The organism is Marixanthomonas spongiae, from assembly GCF_003095375.1.
Taxonomy (GTDB): Bacteria; Bacteroidota; Bacteroidia; order Flavobacteriales; family Flavobacteriaceae; genus Marixanthomonas; species Marixanthomonas spongiae.
Map to the genome: position 1 here is coordinate 155,867 of NZ_QEHR01000002.1, position 19,431 is coordinate 175,297.

Consider the following 19,431-nt stretch of genomic DNA (forward strand, 5'->3'; position numbering starts at 1 on the left):
CCCCATAACCCAATTTGTGAATTTCGAATATTTCATCGCCCGGCGCATCATTGCTTCCAAGGACTATAAAAGTAGTATTTCGACGCCAATTATAAAAATCGCTATTACCGCCATTGCCATCGGTATTGTAATGATGTTGGTCTCCATCGCCACGGGGGTCGGGCTTCAGAAAAAAATACGCGAAAAGGTGTCGGCGTTTAACGGCGATATCATTATCACTAATTTTGACACTAATTTCTCCAACGATTCACAATTCCCCATATCAAAAAACCAAGATTTTTATCCTAAATTTTCGGGCGTTAAGGGGGTGGAGCACGTTCAGGTTACCGCTTTAAAAGGCGGAATTATAAGAACCGCAGAAGACTTTGAAGGCATTGTGTTTAAAGGCGTCGGCAATGACTACAATTGGAGCGCTTTCCAGGATTTTTTGGTAGCCGGAAGATTGCCCGATTATTCTGAAAACCTAAACGATGAAGCCCTAATTTCGCAATATTTGGCCAACCGCTTGCAGTTTAAAGTGGGCGACCGGATGAATACCTTCTTTTTGCAAGATGCCGAAAATAAAAAACCACGCTCGCTTGGGTTGAAAATCGTAGGGATTTACAACAGCGGCTTTCAGCAGTTTGACGAACAATATATTATCGCCGATATCCGTCATATTCAACGCCTCAATAATTGGGATGACGACCAAATAGGTGCTTTTGAAGTGTTCGTAAACGATTTTGACGACATTCAAGCCGTTGGCAATGCTGTTTACAACCAAACGGCCAGCACGCTTGACACCCAGACCATCCGACAAAAATACGGGGCCATTTTTGAATGGCTAGATCTTTTCGATTTCAATATCGCGCTTATTATCGGGATTATGATTTTGGTGGCAGGCATTAATATGATTACGGCGTTATTGGTGTTGATTTTAGAACGCACCCAAATGATCGGAATTTTAAAAGCTTTGGGAAGCAGTGATTGGAGCGTGCGCAAGGTGTTTATCTACAATGCGATGTACTTAATTGGTGTCGGTTTGTTTTGGGGGAACTTAATAGGGCTGGGATTGTTGTTCCTCCAGAAATATTTTAAACTGTTTCCTTTGAACCCAGATACCTATTACGTTACCGAGGCTCCGGTTTATTTAGATTTCGGCTACATAGCATTACTGAATATAGGCACTTTTTTGCTGTGTTTGTTGATGTTGTTGATCCCTTCATATATCATTGCCAAAATATCCCCGGTAAAGGCGATCCGGTTTGAGTAGGGATTAAAATACTTTTTATTTAACCCCTCGGAGAAAACTAAAATTTTGCTTGAAATACGTTGTGTTTCAGGGTTTTTAAGCAAAATATGAGTCTGAGCATGCCGGCGGGATACGCTCAAACTGACAGTTCAATAGATTTGACAATCATGAAACACTTACACCCACCGAGCTTAATTTAATAAAAATTCCCACCTTATTCCTTTCCAACAGTAACTTTTGCCAAACATACTCCTTACATTACCTACAAAATAAATATAAGGTTATAGCGTGGTTATAGCGTAGTTATAAAGTGGTTATAACAAGGTTAAAGCATATATTGTTTATACTATATTGAGAAATAGATAAGGATTAAGCGCAGTTAAAAGAATCTCCTAAGCTCATAAAACTATTGGAATTTTTTTAATGACTGTGATGGATCCATTTCTTGTTCCGTGGGATTAAACAAATTACCCAAAAGCCTTTCACTTTGATTCATAGAAAATCTTGTAGTTCGATGAACGAAACTGTACCTTTGCAATCGATAAAAAACAGCTATGAAATACGCAAAAAACATGTTGGAAACCATTGGCAACACACCCTTGGTTAAAATAAATAAACTGGCCGAAGAAATCCCGGCTTTAGTCCTTGCCAAATACGAAACCTTCAATCCCGGCAACTCGGTAAAAGACCGGATGGCCGTAAAAATGATCGAAGATGCCGAAGCGGACGGCCGCTTAAAACCCGGCGGGACCATTATTGAAGGCACCAGCGGAAACACCGGAATGGGATTGGCACTTGCAGCCATTGTAAAAGGCTATAAAATGGTTTGCGTAATCAGTGATAAACAGAGCAAGGAGAAAATGGACGTGCTACGGGCTGTGGGCAGCGAGGTAATTGTATGCCCAAACGATGTGGAACCGGACGATCCGCGTTCATACTATTCCACCTCAAAACGTTTGGCCGAAGAAACCCCGAACAGTTGGTACGTGAACCAATACGACAACCCGAGCAACACCAAAGCGCATTACGAAAGCACCGGCCCGGAAATCTGGAAACAAACCGAAGGGAAAATCACGCACTTTGTGGTGGGTGTCGGTACCGGCGGAACCATTAGCGGTGTTGGTAAATACCTTAAAGAACAAAATCCCGATATCAAAATCTGGGGCATCGATACCTACGGAAGCGTGTTCAAAAAATACCATGAAACCGGTGAATTTGACGAAAATGAAATCTATCCATACATCACCGAAGGCATTGGCGAAGATATTTTGCCGGCCAACGTAAACTTTGATATTATCGATGGCTTTACAAAAGTAACCGATAAAGACGCAGCGGTTTACACACGGAAACTGGCCGAAGAAGAAGGCATGTTTTTGGGCAACTCGGCAGGCGCAGCTATGAAAGGCTTGTTGCAGTTAAAAGAGCATTTTACCAAAGATGATGTGGTGGTCGTTTTGTTCCATGACCACGGAAGCCGCTACGTCGCCAAAATCTATAATGACGATTGGATGCGCGAGCAGGGATTCTTGGAATAAGGTCTCTTAATCTGGCCAGTCAATCAAGTAATTTGACTGGTTTCGTATTCTGTCTGAATTAAGAAGTACGGTTTATAATAACTAAGCAAAAGATAAGATGTTTGAGTAAATTTGTAAGACCCATAGGAATTACAAATTTGTACCGAAAACACCAATGACGAAGTACCGATTTACGAAAGGGTAGCGAACGCCCATAAAGGTTGCTGAGTGTCCCGCATTTGCGGGAAGTATCGAAGCGACCGCCAGACGAATGTTGAATAATAATTACCCAAAGCTCATAGCGAATCGGTCACAACTTATAAACCCATCTACAGTTTAACCAAAAAACAAATCCCGTTCCATTGCATTTGGAGCGGGATTTTTTTACTTTTAGAGTATCATGAAACGCGAAGCACAAAAACTGTTTAAATATTTACGTACCAAACCCGTACCGGTAAATACACGGGAAATATTAGCTTTGGAACGTACCAAATTAGCAAACGAACGAACCTTGCTGGCTTATATTAAGGCCTCCTTATATCTATTATTGGGTGGTTTGGCATTGCTGGGCTTAGATGATTTCCAGAGCATCCGTTGGTTGGGCTATGTGGCCTTGGTGGTGTGCGTGGTTTTTTTGGGCGTCGGTGTTATGCGGTACATTGTTTTAAACCGAAGGCTCTATAAATGGCATAGGGTACTGTTTACCGATACCATCCCAGAGGATCAAGATAAAAACAAAGAAGGCAAGGCTTCAAAATAAAATGTATCTTCGTTATTGAAACTCCCCGTAATTCGTTTTACCCATGAAAGAAGATTTTCTGCATTACGCGTGGAAGTTCCAGAAATTTACCACCACCCAATTAAAAACTTCAGAAGGACAAACCGTAAAAGTACTTTCGGTTGGGCAGCACAATCACGATGCCGGACCCGATTTTTTCAATGCAAAAGTGTCCATTGGCGAACAAATGTGGGCCGGGAATGTTGAAATCCATTTAAAATCTTCAGATTGGTACGCGCACCATCACGAAAAAGACCCCGCTTACGATTCGGTGATACTGCATGTGGTTTGGGAACACGATGCTGCTGTTTTTGCAAAAGACAATTCGGCCATTCCTACGGTGGAAGTCAAGAACATATTAAATACAGCAACCCTAGACTCCTACCGCAAGCTGTTTTCAAAAAAACAGCGCTGGATTGCTTGTGAACAAGAATTCCCGAACGTAGAGGCATTTACAATTCATAACTGGTTGGAAAACCTGTACTTTGAACGGCTTCAGCAAAAGTCTCAATTGATTTTAAAAGAGCTGAAAGCATCCAACAACCATTGGGAAGCGGTTTTGTTCAACCTGTTGGCCAAAAACTTTGGGTTAAAGGTTAACGGCGCGGCTTTTTACAGTATGGCGCAATCACTGGATTTTTCAGTAGTGAAAAAATGCGCTGAAAAACCACAGGAACTGGAAGCCTTATTTTTGGGACAAGCTGGTTTGCTGAACGAAACAAATGAAGACGGTTATTTTCAAGACCTTCAGGATAAATACGGTTATTTGTCCACAAAGTTTAAGCTTTCAAATGCTGACGTTGTAGCGCCCAAATATTTCAGGTTGCGGCCGCCTAACTTTCCAACCATCCGCCTCTCGCAATTGGCGATGTTGTATGCTGGGCAAAAGCATTTGCTTTCAAAAATAATTTCAACCCACAATAAAGAAGCTTTTTATGAAATCTTTAGTGTAACAGCTTCAGAATACTGGAATACACATTACAATTTTGGCGTGGTTTCTACAAAACGCAAACGGAAATTGACTACTGCATTCATCGATTTGTTGCTCATTAACACCGTTATACCTTTGAAATTTTGTTACGCTAACGCTGTTAAAAAGGATATTTCAGAAGAACTTATTCAACTTGCTTCTTCGATAGACAAAGAAGACAACAGTATCATAAAAAAATTCAACCAATTAAAGCCGATTGCGGAAACGGCATTGCATTCGCAGGGCTTGCTTCAGCTTAAAAAAGAATATTGCGACAAGGTACGTTGTTTGCAATGTGCGGTAGGCAATGCTGTTTTGGGTAAAAAACGCGAATGACCATGTTTTGCAGGATGCTATTAATAATTTGTACCAAAAAAATAGTATTTTGCAGGTATGTTACAGTTGGTGTACAACATCCGGTATTTTTTCGAAAAAAGGGGGTTTTACGTAAGCTCCCGGTTGGCAGACCGTTTGGGAATGCGGGTAAAAAATGTTCGGCTTTTCTTTATTTACCTGTCATTTGCCACCTTGGGAATAGGCTTCGCTTTTTATTTAACCTTGGCTTTTTGGTTGCGATTAAAAGATTTGGTGTACGCTAAACGGACATCGGTTTTCGATTTATGAAATGCCTTGTGAAAAATAAAATTGAAATGACAATGGCTCTTATAAGCATTCCCAGCTCAGATGGCAGGCAGGCAACTTCCGGTTTTTCAAATAAATCAAGCGAATGAAAAAGCTGGTCAATTCAAAAATATACGGAGCAGTTTTCCTGTTGATCCTCGTTTTTTCGATAGGGATTTTGTTTTTTAGTTTTTTTTCGGGCTACGCTTGGGTTGACGCTATATACATGACCGTAATAAGCATTACCACGGTGGGGTTTCAGGAAGTGCGCCCGTTAGGGCCTATCGAAAAAATATTCGTATCCCTTCTCATACTTTCCAGTATCTTTATAGTGGGCTATGCCATTTCGGTAATTACCGAATACCTTTTGAGCAAGAACAATATTGGCAATTTAAAACAAAAACGAGTGGAGAAAAAAATCGAAGCGTTGCAAAACCACGTAATTGTATGTGGCTATGGCCGAAACGGTAAGCAAGCGGTTGAAAAATTGAAGGACTATAAAAAGGATTATGTGGTCATCGAGATAGACGAACAGATTGTAGAGCGTTTTTACGAGACTGACACTCTCTTTATTTTGGGCAATGCCGAAGAAGATGAGGTGCTGCTGCAGGCGGGGATAAAAAAAGCTGCTACCTTAATCTGTGCGCTGCCCAGCGACGCAGACAACCTGTTTATCGTGCTTTCGGCAAGGCAAATAAATCCCGATTTGAAAATTATAAGCCGTGCCACCGAAGAGACCAGTTATCAAAAACTGAAACTCGCAGGGGCCGACAACGTGATCATGCCCGATAAGATAGGCGGTGACCACATGGCAAATTTGGTTGTCACCCCAGATTTGGTCGAATTTTTAGACAATCTTTCGGTTTCTGGCGAAAAAGACAGCATTAACGTCGAGCAGATTCCTTTTGAGAACGTGTGCCCCGATGGGGTTCAAAAAGCGATACTGGAACTGGACATCCGCAACAAAACGGGTTGCTCGGTCATTGGCTATAAAGCTTCAAACGGCAGTTATGTGGTTAATCCGGAGCCTTCGATGAAACTTGAAAAGGGGTCGAGTTTAATTCTTATTGGCAGGCCAGACCAAATTAGAAGCCTAAATAAATTATACAATCAATAGCAAACTGTTAACTTTTTAACGTTTAAATGTTTGAAATACCTCAATTTTTTTAGCATATTGCCAAAATAAAATTTACAAGCGAATAGTAACCAACTAAAAACGACAATGAAGAAGCTACTGCTTTCCCTAATTACAATCTTAACCCCATTATTAACTTTTGCGCAAGATGCTAGTACTTCGGCCAATATAGATGCTACTTTTAAAAAGTACACCGGCTGGTTCGTAGATTTTATTTTTTATGAAATTCCTTTTTCTGAAACATTTCAGATTCCCTGGGTACTTATCGTTTTAATAGGAGGTGCCACTTATTTTACCATTTATTTCAAGTTAATAAACTTTACAGGTTTTTGGACTGCCATTAAAGTGGTTCGCGGTAAATATGAAGACATTGAAAAACACGGGGCCGATACTTTATATGGCGACCCTACGCCAAACGAAGATGAAAATATAATCGAAACCATACGCGATGACAGCGCAGAAGGGGAAGTTTCCCACTTTCAGGCACTTACTGCGGCGCTGTCTGCTACCGTTGGGCTGGGTAATATTGCCGGAGTAGCTGTAGCTTTGTCCATTGGAGGGCCTGGGGCTACTTTCTGGATGATAGTTGCAGGGCTTCTGGGGATGGCTTCAAAATTTGCCGAGTGTACCCTGGGTGTAAAATATAGGGATGTAGGCCCCGATGGAACCATTTACGGCGGCCCTATGTATTACTTGAAAAAAGGATTAGGCGAAAAAGGAATGGGCGGTATTGGGAAAGTACTCGCCGTTATATTTTCGATATTCGTAATAGGAGGCTCCTTTGGAGGTGGAAACATGTTTCAAGCTAATCAAGCGGCAGCACAATTTGTACAGCTTTTTGAATTTTCAAACCCCAACGCCGGCCTATATTTTGGCTTAGGGATGGCCGTTTTGGTAGCTATTGTCATTATTGGGGGAATTAAACGAATAGCATCGGTTACCGAAAAAATTGTCCCATTTATGGCTGGTATCTACGTGTTGGCAGCGATTATAATACTCGTAGCCAACTACCATCACATAGGGGATGCTTTTGCGCTTATTTTTGAAGGCGCTTTCTCTGGTTTGGGAATCGCAGGAGGCTTGATAGGCGTGATGATTCAAGGGATCCGTCGCGGGGCTTTCTCCAACGAAGCCGGGGTGGGATCTGCAGCGATTGCCCACTCGGCGGTGAGAACAAAATACCCTGCCAGTGAAGGTATTGTTGCTCTTTTGGAACCATTTGTAGATACAGTGGTTATTTGTACCATGACCGCACTCGTTATCATAATCACCAATTATGAAGCAGGTTTCATGGAATACGGAACCGAAATTACCGAAGGCGTGGAGATAACCGCCACCGCATTCGATACGGTAATACCGCATTTCTCCATCGTGCTCACCATAGCCGTTATTTTGTTCGCGTTCTCTACCATGATTTCGTGGTCTTATTACGGGATGCAAGGCTGGAAATACTTATTCGGAAAAGGTAAAATCACCGATTTGGTTTACAAGTTCTTGTTCTTGATCTTTGTGGTGGTAGGAGCGTCCATAACCCTTGGCTCGGTCATAAACTTCTCTGATGCCATGATATTTGCGATGGTGGTACCCAATATTATTGGGGTCGTGCTGTTAACACCAGTAATACGAAAGGAACTTAAAAAATATATGAAAGCCATAAACAAAAAGAAAGAGGCGATCGACAGTGGGGCAGACGACCTTACCAAGCATCTTTAGAAGCTAAGGGTTTCAACTAAATATTGAGGTATGAAAACAATAAAACCCCACTTCAGGTTCAATAGGGCGCAACGAGGTGGGGTTTTACTATTGGTGTTGCTCATACTTATATTGCTTTGGGTGTACCATTTCATGGATTTCTCAGAAAAACCAGCCTTTAACACTTCTTCTGAAGAAATTGCAACCCTTCAAAAACAACTGGATTCGCTCCGTGCGGCTGAAACAGCGGCTAAAAAACCTAAAATATACCCCTTTAACCCTAACTTCATAACCGATTACAAAGCCTATACGCTTGGTCTTTCTACGGAAGAATTCGATCGGTTGAGAAAATTCCGAAGTACCGATCAATGGATCAACTCTGCAGCAGATTTCAAAAAAGTGACCCAAGTTTCCGATTCGCTGTTGGCTGTGATAAGCCCGTATTTTAAGTTTCCGGAATGGGTTACCAACCCCAAACCAAAAATAAACAATCACACCTATTACAATACGGAAAAACCCTACGCCCAGAAAATAGATTTAAATAAAGCCACAAGAGAACAGTTACAGCAAGTGAGCGGGATAGGTAAAGCATACAGCGACAGAATTGTAAAATATCGGGAAAAATTAGGCGGGTTTGCAGACGACCTTCAATTGTACCAGGTATATGGCCTTGATGCCGCCGTTGTAAAGCGCGCATTGCTTCAGTTTACGGTAAAGACCCCAAAGGCAATCGATAAAATGAACATCAATACTGCTTCGGCTTCCGATATTGCCACCATCCCCAGTATTTCGTTTGAACTGGCAAAAGAAATTTGGGAATATAGGAAACTTCGGGAAAGGGTCAGCGATATTTCAGAATTACAGAAAATTGAAGGGCTGTCAAAAAGCAAGTTACAGCTATTTCAGTTATATTTGTATGCTGAATAACCAATGATTCTGCAACTTGAAGGGCTTAAACTGTGAGCATTTCAAAAAACAATACTAAAAAACGAAACAATTATATATGGGCAGCATGTACTTTACAGAAGAACACGATTTTTTCAGGAAAAGTTTTCAAGATTTTTTACAAAAGGAGGTCGTTCCGCATATTGAAAAATGGGAAAAAACCGGTGACATAGATCGTTTCATCTGGGAAAAATTTGGAGAAATGGGCTACTTCGGCATCAACTATCCCGAAAAATATGGTGGCTTGGACCTCGATCTTTTTTACACCGTGATCTTTCTGGAAGAGCTTCAAAAAATAAATTCCGGTGGTTTTGCCGCCGCCATGTGGGCACATGCGTATTTGGCACAAACCCACTTGAACAAAGAAGGCAACCACGAACAAAAGGAGAAGTATTTAGCCCCCAGTATTGCCGGCGAAAAAATAGGTTGTCTGTGTATCACCGAGCCTTTTGGCGGTAGCGATGTGGGCGGTATGCGTACCACGGCAGTAAAAAAAGGCGATAAATACGTTATCAACGGGTCTAAAACCTTTATTACCAACGGGGTTTATAGCGACTATCTTGTGGTTGCTGCCAAAACGGCTCCAGAACTGGGCAACAAAGGCATCAGCATTTTTGTGATGGACCGCGACTCCAAAGGAATTTCATCTACAAAGTTGGATAAATTAGGGTGGAGAGCTAGTGACACCGGCGAGATTGCCTTTGACAATGTGGAAATCCCTGTCGAAAACCTGATGGGTGAAGAAAACAAGGGCTTTCCTTACATTATGCAGCATTTTGCGCTGGAACGGTTGATTATGGGGATTAACGCCCACGCCCGCAGTGAGTTTGCCATAGACTATACAATACAGTATATGAAAGACCGGGTGGCTTTTGGCAAGTCTATTTCAAAATTTCAGGCGTTGCGCCACCGGGTTGCCCAATTAACGAGCGAAGTGGAGGTATGCAAAACCTTTAATTACGTAACTACCAAACGGCTTGACGAAGGCGAATACGTGGTAAAAGAAGCCACGATGTCCAAGTTGATCTCTACAAAAGTGGCCGATGAGGTGATGTATGACTGTCTTCAGTTTTTGGGTGGTTACGGGTATATGGAAGATTATCCTTTGGCCCGCTTGGCCCGCGACAGCCGCTTGGGTCCCATTGGCGGCGGAACGTCAGAGATACTTCGCGAAATCATTGCCAAGATGGTGATGGACGGGAAGCAATACAAGCCAGCTACCTAATCTTTACTGAAACTTTATGCGTTTTTCTTTTCTGAAATATCTATTCGGTATTATCTTTTGCTTGGTTGGTGCATCCGCGCTTTCCCAAACCGAAATAAAAGGGAAGGTGGTCGATTTCACACAACTGTTGCCCATTGAGAGTGCCAGTGTGTATGTCCAAAATTCGACCATCGGGACCATTACCAATGCCGATGGAAAATTTTCATTGACCGTGCCTGAAAAGTTCGTGAACGATACGCTCGTTATTTCGTCCATAGGCTTTAAAAGTTATAAAACCCCGGTCAAGGAGTTTGACGGTTCCATGGATATTTTTTTGGAAGAAGACATCGCCTCTCTAGACGAGGTCATGATCATTGCCGAAACCAGGCCCAAGACCGGAAACGATATCGTGTTGCGCGCTCTTGAGGAACTGCCCGATAACCTTCCGGAACAACCCTATTTGCAAAAAGGGTTTTTGCGGCACAAAGAACGCAATAAAAAGGAGTTTAAATGGTTAATCGAAGCCGCTTTTACGCTTTATGATTCCAGTTTTGCTTCCGGAGCCAAGGATAACCTGAAAGTAAACATTGACCAGATAAGGAAAAGCTACGACCTTAGGGATGTGGATAGCCTTTTTGCGTACACTTCTTATCTTAAATACCATGAACACAAGGTAAAGGTAAGATCGAAAACCCTGCGTCGCGACACCATAGAAACCGCTTCCTTGGTGAAAGCTATAAAGTGGAACGACGAGCGGGTAAACGGTCTGGACAACCTGTTTAAGGGAAAACTCAACCTAATACGGAATGCCAATGCCAAAGGAGCGCTGTTTGGGGAAGGTGTATTGAAAACACACCAATTTAAGTTGGATACGGTGCTGGTGGAGAATGATAGGAAACTGTATAAAATAAAAATCTTAAAAGGCGGCGATTATGTTGGGCTGAACACCAAAAACATCTATAACGAAGGTTTTGAGCCAGAGGGGTGGTTGTATATTTACTGGGACAATTACGCCTTTAAAAAAGTGGATTATAAGCTGGTCGCGGCATCCCCTGCACAAAAACGAAGGAGTAAAAGCCTTTTCGATACCTTGGTGAACCACAAACTGGAACTCACTTACAAAGCGTATAACGATAAAATGTACCCCAGCTACATCTATTATGAAACCCCAAAACTGGTACAGGTGGGCAATCGCTCTTCCGATAAAATAGATAAGAAAAAAGCCAAGGCCAATAGGGAAGAACAGTTTTATTACACGGTACAAGAACTGCTTTTTACTGAAATTATTGACGATCCATTACAAGTGGAACAAGCATTACAACAAGAATGGTCGTCAGATATTTTTGTGTCCAGGCCATACAACGCCACGTTCTGGAAAAACTATAATGTGTTGCTTGAAAGTGATGAAGAAGAACAGCTTATTCAAGATTTAAGCAAACGGGCTTCGTTGTTTAAGGAGTAATCTTTTTTTAAACCCTTATTTATGTTTACTTTCAAATATTTGTCTTTGTTAATATTAATGTTATCTATGTTCACTTCTTGTGCGCAAAAATTAACATGTGCTGATTTTAAAAATGGAGAATTTTATGTGCCTGCGGATGAAGAAACACCTTTCAATTACAAGATAATTAGAAAAGGAAATAAACAAATTGAAATACTTCTAGACCCTGAAAACAAAATAGCAGATGATTTCAATAAAAAAGCTTATGAAATAATTGAATGGATTGATGATTGTACCTACAGGCTGAAATACGATGAAAATAGAATGAAAATAACTAAAAATCAGCAATTTATAAATGACAATAATGGTATTCTTACAGAGTTGATAAAGATTGAAGGAACATGCTATTACTATAAATCAACTTTAAATGTCAATAGAGAAATTGAAAGAATAGATGGTAGGATATGTATTGAATGATTTTTCTGAAAAAAATCTAAAATCTAACGTCTAAAATCTAAAATCCATGTATCTTTGCCGTCCTAAAGAGAGGAGGTGATGACACTATGTTAATAATACCAGTAAAAGACGGCGAAAATATAGACAGAGCGTTAAAGCGTTTCAAGCGTAAGTTTGATCGTACGGGAACGATGCGTCAGCTACGTAAACGGCAACAGTTTACCAAGCCATCTGTTAAGCGCAGAGCGCAAATCCAGAAAGCCGAATACATTCAGCATTTAAGGGATCAGGAAGATATTTAAACTCTTGCGAAGGCAGGGTCTCCCTGCAAACCCTAAACCATACATCCGTTGGAATTCGTTTCCAGCGGATTTTTTTCATGAAATATATTCTCATTTTATTCCTTTAAGCCAAATTTCAGTATCTTTCTAATTCATTATTCGTACCTCGTACTTCTAAAAATCGTACCTCGACATGCCCTTTTCAGCTTTTATCGATTATATGTCTTTAGAAAAAAAGTACTCCCCGCACACCGTCAAGGCTTACCAGAACGATTTGGAAAACTTCCTGAAATTCGCTTCAACTGAGTTTGGGTGTTCCGAAATTGCCACAGTAAACTACACCATTATACGCAGTTGGATTGTTTGTTTGGTAAACGAAGGTATTTCCAGTAGAAGCGTAAACCGTAAAATTTCTTCTTTGAACACCTATTATAAATTCTTGCTGAAAACAAAGCAGATTGGTGAAAATCCATTGGCTAAGCACAGGGCGTTAAAAACATCAAAAAAAGTGCAGGTTCCTTTTTCAGAAAAAGAAATAAACGACGTGTTGCAACTGCTTCAGCAAGCCGAAGGTTTTGAAGGCATACGCGATAAATTGATGGTAGAGCTGTTTTATACCACAGGCATACGCCGTGCCGAACTGGTGAACTTGAAAATGGATTCGGTTTCAGAAACTGCAAAAACGATCAAGGTTTTGGGAAAGCGCAACAAAGAGCGCCTCATCCCGTTGCTGCCCACGGTGGTAAAGACCATCGGCCAGTACAAAGCAGCGCGTTCTGGATTAAAAAAAATAAAAGACCGGGATTATTTGTTATTGACCGGCAAGGGCGTTAAAATATATGAAACACTTGTCTATCGGGTAATAAATACCTATTTTAGTACAGCCTCTTTAAAGGTGAAGAGAAGCCCGCACATCCTGCGGCATTCCTTTGCTACGCACCTATTGAACGAAGGGGCAGATTTAAACGCGGTAAAAGAGTTGTTGGGGCATTCCAGTTTGGCTTCCACGCAAGAGTACACGCACAACAGCATAGCGAAGCTAAAGCAGGTGTACCAAGACTCGCACCCCCGTAATTCAAAATAAGTATTAACAAAAAACTTCGCTTATGAAAGTAAATGTGCAAACTCCAAATTTTGTCGCAGATGCTAAGCTCATCGACTTTATTGAAAAAAAACTTTCAAAATTAGAACAATTTTACGACCGCATTATCTATGCCGACGTGTTCTTGAAAGTCCAGAAAACCAGCGACAAGGAAAACAAAAATGTTGAAATACTTTTAAGTATTCCCGGTGATGACCTGATTGCCAAAAAAGAAGCGAAATCTTTTGAAGAAGGTACCGATGAGTGCGTGCATGCATTACAGCGCCAATTGAAAAAACGAAAACAAAAACAAAGAGCATTTTCATAAACTTTTTCAGTAAAATATTTTTTTAAATAATATTTTTATATAAATTTGCAGTCCGTTAGAAATAGCGGACTTTTTTTTGCCGATAGAAAAGCTTAAAAAAGGGCCTCAAAGCCGATGTAGCTCAGCTGGCTAGAGCAGCTGATTTGTAATCAGCAGGTCGTGGGTTCGAGTCCCTCCATCGGCTCTTGAAATTTTGAAAAGTGTATCAGGGAAAATACCTGCATTTAGATTTGTGACAGGTTATTTTTGGGACGAGAAGTTTATCCTGAGCCTGCCTACCTGCGGTAAGCAGGCGGGCATAGTCGAAGGGAGTCCCTCCATCGGCTCTTGAAATTTTGAAAAATAGATTTTTGAGTTATTGTTTAAAAAATCTGTTTTTACGCCGTTTGGTTGCTGAGCTTGTCGAAGTGCCATCGGCTCTTAAAAATTCCTGCGCAGGCAGGAATCCTTATCGAAATAAGGAATTGACATACTGAAAATTGGGGAGATACTCAAGCGGCCAACGAGGACAGACTGTAAATCTGTTGTCTTTCGACTTCGCAGGTTCGAATCCTGCTCTCCCCACAATAGAGCGTTAAGCGGGCAAAAACCATAATGGTGCTGCGCTTTTCGATTAAGCTTTTGGGGTTTTTTAACGTCAAAAACGTTCTAATAAATATTGAATTGTTTATTTTTGTACTCCTTTTTTCAGAAAAAAGGGTGTGCATTGTTTCTGAAAAGTTGTTTCAGAAATAAAATGCGGGAGTAGCTCAGTTGGTAGAGCGTCAGCCTTCCAAGCTGAATGTCGCCGGTTCGAACCCGGTCTCCCGCTCCAAGTTCTTTTAATATAGAAGAAGATTGCTTTTAATAGCATGTTTTATTGAAAAAGACAAGAGTAGAGTGAGAAGTTTATACTGAGCGCAGTCGAAGTGAACCCGGTCTCCCGCTCTACAATGGTTGAAAGTTACTGGTTGTTGAGTTAGTTGTAACTTGAAACTTGAGGCCTTAAACCTGCGACTAGCAAAAGCCGGTGTAGCTCAGGGGTAGAGCGTTTCCTTGGTAAGGAAGAGGTCATGGGTTCAATTCCCATCATTGGCTCAACGTGAAAAAATTTTGCCAGTGCCTGTAGTGTTCGTGTTTAAAGCACAAAGCACTTTAGGTAGTGGGTTCTCCCAAAATATGGGGATTCCTGTTTGGCTCAACTTTGTTTAAAATTGAACACTAATATATAACTAAGATTTAAATTAATACAACATGGCAAAAGAAACATACGATCGGTCCAAGCCTCACTTAAACATAGGTACCATTGGACACGTAGATCACGGAAAAACAACTTTGACAGCTGCTATTACTAAGGTAATGGCTGATGCTGGTTATTCAGAAGCCAGTGCTTTTGATCAAATCGATAACGCTCCAGAAGAAAAAGAACGTGGTATTACCATTAACTCTTCTCACGTAGAGTACCAAACGGCAAATCGTCACTACGCACACGTTGACTGTCCAGGTCACGCCGATTATGTAAAGAACATGGTTACTGGTGCTGCTCAAATGGACGGTGCTATATTGGTTGTTGCTGCTACCGATGGCCCTATGCCACAAACCCGTGAGCACATCCTATTGGGACGTCAGGTTGGTATTCCAAAAATCGTTACGTTCTTGAACAAAGTTGACTTGGTTGATGACGAAGAACTGTTGGAATTGGTTGAAATGGAAGTAAGGGACTTGCTTTCTTTCTATGAGTATGATGGTGACAACGGTCCTGTAATCTCTGGTTCTGCTCTTGGGGCATTGAACGGAGAGCAAAAATGGGCAGATACCGTTTTGGAATTGATGGAAGCTGTTGATACCTGGATCGAATTGCCGGAGCGTGATGTGGATAAAGATTTCTTGATGCCTATCGAAGATGTATTCTCTATTACAGGTCGTGGTACTGTTGCGACTGGACGTATTGAGACAGGTGTTGCCAACACAGGTGATGCTGTTGATATCATTGGTATGGGAGCTGGAAAATTAGGTTCTACCATTACAGGTGTAGAGATGTTCCGTAAAATCCTTGATAGAGGTGAAGCTGGTGATAACGTAGGTATCTTGTTGAGAGGTATCGAGAAATCACAAATCTCTAGAGGAATGGTAATCTGTAAGCCAGGTTCGGTAACACCACACGATAAATTCAAAGCAGAGGTATATATTCTTAAAAAAGAAGAAGGTGGTCGTCACACGCCATTCCATAACAACTACCGTCCTCAGTTCTACGTACGTACAACTGATGTTACAGGAACAATCAATCTTCCTGATGGTGTAGAAATGGTAATGCCAGGGGACAACCTTACAATTACTGTAGATCTTATTCAGCCTATCGCAATGAACGTAGGACTTCGTTTCGCTATCCGTGAAGGTGGTCGTACCGTAGGTGCAGGTCAGGTAACTGAAATTTTATAAGCAATAATAGTTTAAAAGTCAAAAGGTGTCCGCCAAAGGTGGATGCCTTGGCTTTTATTAAGGAGTTGTTGAAAACCCTGTAAACAAAGGTGTCTTCATTTCCTTATAAACGGGCGTAGCTCAGCTGGTAGAGCAGTGGTCTCCAAAACCAAAGGTCGTGAGTTCGATCCTTACCGCCCGTGCTAAAAAAATAGAATTTCTTTGTTCCAACAAGTTGTCGTGGTACAAAAGTTGGAGGTAGAAGTTTACACTGAGCAGAGGCTTGTGCTGCGCGCAGTCAAAGTAAAGTGTGCTAAATAGGTTTAAAACCAACTACAATGGTAAATTATATAAAAGAATCCTACAGTGAACTTAAAAACCACGTAAGCTGGCCAAGTTGGGCAGAAGCGCAAAAATTAACCGTGGTAGTGGCCGTATTCTCAATAATACTGGCACTGCTCACATTTGGGGTTGATAAGGTGTTTAGCGGAGTTATAGAAGTATATTTTGAATGGATCAAGTCGTAATTATGACTGAAACAAAAAGTGCAAAAAAGTGGTATGTAGTCCGTTCGGTAAGTGGACAGGAAAACAAGATCAAATCGTATATCGAAACCGAGATCACGCGATTGAACCTTGAAGATTATATTGAACAAGTCCTAGTTCCTACCGAAAAAGTGATTCAAATCCGGAATGGAAAAAAAGTAAACAAAGAACGTGTTTTTTTTCCGGGCTACATTATGATACAAGCCAGTTTAGCTGGTGAAATACCCCACATTATAAAATCTATTAACGGTGTCATCGGCTTTTTGGGGGAAACCAAAGGCGGTGATCCAGTGCCGTTACGACAGTCTGAAGTGAACAGGATGTTAGGTAAGGTCGATGAGCTGGCCGTAGAAGACGAAAGCGTCAACATCCCTTACGTAATTGGTGAAACGGTAAAAGTGATCGATGGACCTTTCAATGGTTTCAACGGTACCGTAGAAAAAATAAACGAAGAAAAACGCAAGCTTGAAGTGATGGTGAAGATTTTCGGAAGAAAAACACCATTGGAGTTGAGCTATATGCAAGTAGAGAAAATTTAATTGTTACACGCTATATAAATAGGTTTTTTCTTTAGCTTCCACATAAGGAAAAATCACAGTAAAATTAAAACAATGGCAAAAGAAGTAGATAAAGTAGTAAAGTTGCAAGTTCGAGGTGGTGCCGCTAACCCGTCGCCTCCAGTAGGACCAGCTTTAGGTGCTGCCGGTGTGAACATAATGGAGTTCTGTAAGCAATTTAACGCCAGGACCCAAGACAAACAAGGAAAAGTGTTGCCAGTTGCGATTACGGTTTATAAAGACAAATCGTTCGATTTTGTTATTAAAACCCCACCCGCCGCTGTACAAATTCTTGAAGCCGCCAAGGCCAAAAAAGGATCTGGCGAGCCGCACGCAAGAAAAGTAGCATCTATTTCATGGGATCAAGTACGAGCTATTGCAGAAGACAAAATGCCCGACCTTAATGCGTTTACCGTAGAGTCTGCCATGAAAATGGTAGCCGGTACTGCACGGTCAATGGGAGTGAAAGTAAAAGGAGCTGCTCCTTTTTAACCAAGAAAAAGAATCTATAAAATGGCAAGATTAACAAAAAAGCAAAAAGAAGCTAAGCTTAAAGTAGAGGACAAGTCCTATACCGTAGCCGAAGCTTCCGCTTTAATAAAAGAAATCACCAACGTAAATTTCGATGCCTCTGTGGACCTTGCGGTTCGGCTTAACGTGGATCCACGTAAAGCAAACCAGATGGTTCGTGGCGTTGTTACCTTACCGCATGGTACAGGTAAGGATGTAAAGGTATTGGCCTTGGTAACTCCAGATAAGGAAGCCGAAGCCAAAGAAGCCGGAGCAGATTACGTTGGGTTGGATGAGTACCTCGAGAAAATAAAAGGAGGGTGGACAGATGTTGACGTTATTGTAACCATGCCTAGCGTTATGGGTAAATTAGGGCCGTTAGGACGGGTTTTAGGACCACGAGGATTAATGCCCAACCCCAAAACAGGTACGGTAACAATGGATGTTGCTAAAGCGGTTTCCGATGTAAAAGCTGGTAAAATCGACTTTAAAGTTGACAAAACCGGTATCGTGCACGCAGCAATAGGAAAAGCATCTTTCGATGCCGATAAAATTGCCGGGAACGCAAGAGAATTATTAACAACACTCGTTAAACTGAAGCCTCAGGCAGCAAAAGGTGTGTACATTCAAAGCATTTACATGTCTAGCACCATGAGCCCTAGCGTAGCGATCGACACCAAGCGTTTCACTGAGCAGTAAAATTGAGAACTTATGACAAGAGAAGAAAAATCACAAGTAATTGAAAGTTTGACTGCACAGTTATCCGAGAACAGCATAATTTATTTAGCCGATATCTCGGGGCTTGATGCAGTAGCTACTACAAAATTGCGTCGCGCTTGCTTTAAAGCAGGAGTGAGCTTGAACGTGGTAAAAAACACCTTGCTGTCTAAAGCAATGGAAAGCACCGACAAGGACTTCGGCCAACTGTCTGAAGTTCTTAAAGGCAATACCTCGTTAATGGTTTCTGAAACAGGGAACGCCCCAGCAAAAGTAATCAAGGAATTCAGGAAAAAATCTGAAAAACCATTGCTTAAAGGAGCGTTTGTTGAAGAAGCGATTTACGTAGGCGACGAACAACTTGATAAGCTGGTTGAAATTAAATCTAAGGAAGAAGTTATTGGAGACATCATTGGATTGCTTCAATCTCCTGCCAAGAATGTTATTTCGGCACTTAAATCAGGTGGTAGTACAATCGCGGGTATTGTTAAGACCCTTTCTGAAAAAGAAGGATAAAAATTTAGCACTAATTAAATTACACATATTAATACAATTATTTTAAAACGATAGAAAATGGCAGATTTAAAAGATTTCGCAGAACAATTGGTTAACTTAACTGTAAAAGAAGTTAATGAGTTAGCTGAAATATTAAAAGAAGAGTACGGTATAGAGCCTGCTGCTGCAGCTGTAGCTGTTGCTGGCGGTGCTGCTGGCGGAGGCGAAGAAGCCGAAGAGCAAACCGAATTCGACGTAATCCTAAAAGCTCCGGGAGGTTCTAAATTGGCAGTTGTAAAACTGGTTAAAGAATTGACAGGTGCTGGTCTTAAAGACGCTAAGGAATTAGTGGATAACGCTCCATCTCCAATTAAGGAAGGTGTTGCTAAAGACGAAGCTGAAGCAGTAAAAGCTCAGTTAGAAGAAGCAGGAGCAGAGGTTGAGCTTAAGTAAGCTCACCGAGTTTTAAACCTTAAGGTTTAGGCCTTCCAGCCCCGATAATTCGGGGCGGAATAGGCCTAAACCATTTTGCG

General features: G+C 41.4%; 21 protein-coding genes and 5 tRNA genes. All 26 read left to right on the top strand.

The window, feature by feature from the left end; genetic code table 11:
- Positions 1-16: 16 nt before the first annotated feature.
- Positions 17-1,252, top strand: coding sequence for an ABC transporter permease (locus DDV96_RS03315; protein ID WP_116693579.1), 1,236 nt, complete (start codon positions 17-19; stop codon positions 1,250-1,252).
- Between the two features lie 533 nt (positions 1,253-1,785).
- A complete protein-coding gene (locus DDV96_RS03320; RefSeq protein WP_116693325.1) occupies positions 1,786-2,766 on the top strand; it encodes a PLP-dependent cysteine synthase family protein in 981 nt (326 codons plus the stop codon).
- Positions 2,767-3,145: 379 nt separating this feature from the next.
- On the top strand, positions 3,146-3,505 hold the full coding sequence (locus tag DDV96_RS03325) for a DUF202 domain-containing protein (protein ID WP_116693326.1): 360 nt from the start codon (positions 3,146-3,148) through the stop codon (positions 3,503-3,505).
- A gap of 43 nt (positions 3,506-3,548) precedes the next feature.
- Complete coding sequence (locus DDV96_RS03330) at positions 3,549-4,829, top strand: DUF2851 family protein (RefSeq protein ID WP_116693327.1); 1,281 nt, start codon at positions 3,549-3,551, stop codon at positions 4,827-4,829.
- 57 nt (positions 4,830-4,886) lie between these two features.
- A complete protein-coding gene (locus DDV96_RS03335; protein ID WP_116693328.1) occupies positions 4,887-5,117 on the top strand; it encodes a PspC domain-containing protein in 231 nt (76 codons plus the stop codon).
- A 103-nt stretch (positions 5,118-5,220) separates the two neighbouring features.
- Entirely contained in the window at positions 5,221-6,231 is a 1,011-nt protein-coding gene (locus DDV96_RS03340) for a potassium channel family protein (protein WP_116693329.1), read from the top strand.
- Between the two features lie 105 nt (positions 6,232-6,336).
- Positions 6,337-7,962, top strand: coding sequence for an alanine/glycine:cation symporter family protein (locus DDV96_RS03345; RefSeq protein WP_116693330.1), 1,626 nt, complete (start codon positions 6,337-6,339; stop codon positions 7,960-7,962).
- A gap of 30 nt (positions 7,963-7,992) precedes the next feature.
- A complete protein-coding gene (locus DDV96_RS03350; RefSeq protein WP_116693331.1) occupies positions 7,993-8,868 on the top strand; it encodes a ComEA family DNA-binding protein in 876 nt (291 codons plus the stop codon).
- A 76-nt stretch (positions 8,869-8,944) separates the two neighbouring features.
- Positions 8,945-10,111 carry an acyl-CoA dehydrogenase family protein gene (locus tag DDV96_RS03355; protein WP_116693332.1) on the top strand — a complete coding sequence of 389 codons (1,167 nt, stop codon included), beginning with the start codon at positions 8,945-8,947 and terminating at the stop codon, positions 10,109-10,111.
- A 16-nt stretch (positions 10,112-10,127) separates the two neighbouring features.
- A complete protein-coding gene (locus DDV96_RS03360) occupies positions 10,128-11,552 on the top strand; it encodes a carboxypeptidase-like regulatory domain-containing protein (RefSeq protein WP_116693333.1) in 1,425 nt (474 codons plus the stop codon).
- Positions 11,553-11,573: 21 nt separating this feature from the next.
- The gene (locus DDV96_RS03365) at positions 11,574-12,008 is read left to right on the top strand and encodes a hypothetical protein (RefSeq protein WP_116693334.1); all 435 of its coding nucleotides are present in this window, start codon (positions 11,574-11,576) and stop codon (positions 12,006-12,008) included.
- 86 nt (positions 12,009-12,094) lie between these two features.
- Positions 12,095-12,289, top strand: a complete 195-nt coding sequence (gene rpsU / locus DDV96_RS03370; RefSeq protein WP_116693335.1) for a 30S ribosomal protein S21 — start codon at positions 12,095-12,097, stop codon at positions 12,287-12,289.
- A gap of 172 nt (positions 12,290-12,461) precedes the next feature.
- Positions 12,462-13,352 carry a tyrosine-type recombinase/integrase gene (locus DDV96_RS03375; RefSeq protein ID WP_116693336.1) on the top strand — a complete coding sequence of 297 codons (891 nt, stop codon included), beginning with the start codon at positions 12,462-12,464 and terminating at the stop codon, positions 13,350-13,352.
- 22 nt (positions 13,353-13,374) lie between these two features.
- Entirely contained in the window at positions 13,375-13,677 is a 303-nt protein-coding gene (hpf, locus tag DDV96_RS03380) for a ribosome hibernation-promoting factor, HPF/YfiA family (RefSeq protein ID WP_116693337.1), read from the top strand.
- A gap of 110 nt (positions 13,678-13,787) precedes the next feature.
- A tRNA-Thr gene (locus DDV96_RS03385) sits at positions 13,788-13,861 on the top strand.
- Between the two features lie 297 nt (positions 13,862-14,158).
- Positions 14,159-14,241, top strand: a tRNA-Tyr gene (locus tag DDV96_RS03390).
- 174 nt (positions 14,242-14,415) lie between these two features.
- Positions 14,416-14,491, top strand: a tRNA-Gly gene (locus DDV96_RS03395).
- Between the two features lie 191 nt (positions 14,492-14,682).
- Positions 14,683-14,754 (top strand) — tRNA-Thr (locus tag DDV96_RS03400).
- 156 nt (positions 14,755-14,910) lie between these two features.
- On the top strand, positions 14,911-16,095 hold the full coding sequence (gene tuf, locus DDV96_RS03405; protein ID WP_116693338.1) for an elongation factor Tu: 1,185 nt from the start codon (positions 14,911-14,913) through the stop codon (positions 16,093-16,095).
- Between the two features lie 109 nt (positions 16,096-16,204).
- Positions 16,205-16,277, top strand: a tRNA-Trp gene (locus DDV96_RS03410).
- A 135-nt stretch (positions 16,278-16,412) separates the two neighbouring features.
- A complete protein-coding gene (gene secE, locus DDV96_RS03415; RefSeq protein WP_116693339.1) occupies positions 16,413-16,601 on the top strand; it encodes a preprotein translocase subunit SecE in 189 nt (62 codons plus the stop codon).
- 2 nt (positions 16,602-16,603) lie between these two features.
- Positions 16,604-17,158: a transcription termination/antitermination protein NusG gene (nusG, locus tag DDV96_RS03420; RefSeq protein WP_116693340.1), complete on the top strand. Its 555-nt coding sequence runs from the start codon at positions 16,604-16,606 to the stop codon at positions 17,156-17,158.
- Between the two features lie 72 nt (positions 17,159-17,230).
- Complete coding sequence (gene rplK, locus DDV96_RS03425; RefSeq protein ID WP_116693341.1) at positions 17,231-17,668, top strand: 50S ribosomal protein L11; 438 nt, start codon at positions 17,231-17,233, stop codon at positions 17,666-17,668.
- Positions 17,669-17,689: 21 nt separating this feature from the next.
- Positions 17,690-18,385 carry a 50S ribosomal protein L1 gene (gene rplA, locus DDV96_RS03430; protein WP_116693342.1) on the top strand — a complete coding sequence of 232 codons (696 nt, stop codon included), beginning with the start codon at positions 17,690-17,692 and terminating at the stop codon, positions 18,383-18,385.
- A gap of 12 nt (positions 18,386-18,397) precedes the next feature.
- Positions 18,398-18,919 carry a 50S ribosomal protein L10 gene (gene rplJ / locus DDV96_RS03435; protein ID WP_116693343.1) on the top strand — a complete coding sequence of 174 codons (522 nt, stop codon included), beginning with the start codon at positions 18,398-18,400 and terminating at the stop codon, positions 18,917-18,919.
- A 57-nt stretch (positions 18,920-18,976) separates the two neighbouring features.
- Positions 18,977-19,351: a 50S ribosomal protein L7/L12 gene (gene rplL, locus DDV96_RS03440; RefSeq protein ID WP_116693344.1), complete on the top strand. Its 375-nt coding sequence runs from the start codon at positions 18,977-18,979 to the stop codon at positions 19,349-19,351.
- The last annotated feature ends 80 nt before the right edge of the window (positions 19,352-19,431 follow it).

What these genes read in the sequence shown, in the direction of transcription:
- DDV96_RS03320 (WP_116693325.1), top strand. Translation starts at nt 1,786, where the DNA reads ATGAAATACGCAAAAAACATGTTGGAAACCATTGGCAACACACCCTTG.
- DDV96_RS03325 (WP_116693326.1), top strand. Translation starts at nt 3,146, where the DNA reads ATGAAACGCGAAGCACAAAAACTGTTTAAATATTTACGTACCAAACCC.
- DDV96_RS03330 (WP_116693327.1), top strand. Translation starts at nt 3,549, where the DNA reads ATGAAAGAAGATTTTCTGCATTACGCGTGGAAGTTCCAGAAATTTACC.
- DDV96_RS03335 (WP_116693328.1), top strand. Translation starts at nt 4,887, where the DNA reads ATGTTACAGTTGGTGTACAACATCCGGTATTTTTTCGAAAAAAGGGGG.
- DDV96_RS03340 (WP_116693329.1), top strand. Translation starts at nt 5,221, where the DNA reads ATGAAAAAGCTGGTCAATTCAAAAATATACGGAGCAGTTTTCCTGTTG.
- DDV96_RS03345 (WP_116693330.1), top strand. Translation starts at nt 6,337, where the DNA reads ATGAAGAAGCTACTGCTTTCCCTAATTACAATCTTAACCCCATTATTA.
- DDV96_RS03350 (WP_116693331.1), top strand. Translation starts at nt 7,993, where the DNA reads ATGAAAACAATAAAACCCCACTTCAGGTTCAATAGGGCGCAACGAGGT.
- DDV96_RS03355 (WP_116693332.1), top strand. Translation starts at nt 8,945, where the DNA reads ATGGGCAGCATGTACTTTACAGAAGAACACGATTTTTTCAGGAAAAGT.
- DDV96_RS03360 (WP_116693333.1), top strand. Translation starts at nt 10,128, where the DNA reads ATGCGTTTTTCTTTTCTGAAATATCTATTCGGTATTATCTTTTGCTTG.
- DDV96_RS03365 (WP_116693334.1), top strand. Translation starts at nt 11,574, where the DNA reads ATGTTTACTTTCAAATATTTGTCTTTGTTAATATTAATGTTATCTATG.
- rpsU (WP_116693335.1), top strand. Translation starts at nt 12,095, where the DNA reads ATGTTAATAATACCAGTAAAAGACGGCGAAAATATAGACAGAGCGTTA.
- DDV96_RS03375 (WP_116693336.1), top strand. Translation starts at nt 12,462, where the DNA reads ATGCCCTTTTCAGCTTTTATCGATTATATGTCTTTAGAAAAAAAGTAC.
- hpf (WP_116693337.1), top strand. Translation starts at nt 13,375, where the DNA reads ATGAAAGTAAATGTGCAAACTCCAAATTTTGTCGCAGATGCTAAGCTC.
- tuf (WP_116693338.1), top strand. Translation starts at nt 14,911, where the DNA reads ATGGCAAAAGAAACATACGATCGGTCCAAGCCTCACTTAAACATAGGT.
- secE (WP_116693339.1), top strand. Translation starts at nt 16,413, where the DNA reads ATGGTAAATTATATAAAAGAATCCTACAGTGAACTTAAAAACCACGTA.
- nusG (WP_116693340.1), top strand. Translation starts at nt 16,604, where the DNA reads ATGACTGAAACAAAAAGTGCAAAAAAGTGGTATGTAGTCCGTTCGGTA.
- rplK (WP_116693341.1), top strand. Translation starts at nt 17,231, where the DNA reads ATGGCAAAAGAAGTAGATAAAGTAGTAAAGTTGCAAGTTCGAGGTGGT.
- rplA (WP_116693342.1), top strand. Translation starts at nt 17,690, where the DNA reads ATGGCAAGATTAACAAAAAAGCAAAAAGAAGCTAAGCTTAAAGTAGAG.
- rplJ (WP_116693343.1), top strand. Translation starts at nt 18,398, where the DNA reads ATGACAAGAGAAGAAAAATCACAAGTAATTGAAAGTTTGACTGCACAG.
- rplL (WP_116693344.1), top strand. Translation starts at nt 18,977, where the DNA reads ATGGCAGATTTAAAAGATTTCGCAGAACAATTGGTTAACTTAACTGTA.